The organism is Massilia sp. MS-15 (genome assembly GCF_020176695.1).
GTDB lineage: Bacteria > Pseudomonadota > Gammaproteobacteria > Burkholderiales > Burkholderiaceae_D > Telluria > Telluria hydrophila.
Genome location: NZ_JAIWIA010000043.1, coordinates 1 through 317, shown reverse-complemented (window position 1 = coordinate 317; position 317 = coordinate 1). Strand labels below are relative to the sequence as shown.

Annotated in this window: 1 tRNA gene; it reads left to right on the top strand. The window is 53.9% G+C overall.

Annotated elements, in window-relative coordinates:
• Positions 1–173 precede the first annotated feature (173 nt).
• Positions 174–250, top strand: a tRNA-Val gene (locus LCI23_RS17170).
• The last annotated feature ends 67 nt before the right edge of the window (positions 251–317 follow it).

Here is a 317-nt window from a genome sequence, read left to right as displayed (position 1 = left end):
TGGCTACGCAGCACGTCCTTGGCCGTCATCTCGATCACTATCCCATCCTCCCCTGGAACGCATCCTAGGGGACATCTCTACTTAGCGGAGAGGGGACATTACTACTTAGCGCTAACACTTTTTTGGGCGCAAGACTTGCCTAAGCCTCGTGCGCTCCCTATAATGCGGGGATCGGGCGGTTAGTTCAGCTGGTTAGAATACTTGGTCGACATCCAAGGGGTCGCAGATTCGAATTCTGCACCGCCCACCAGAATACTCAGCAATACCCAGTAAGAGCGAGAAAGGCACCGACGGTTATGACACCGCGAACTACGACT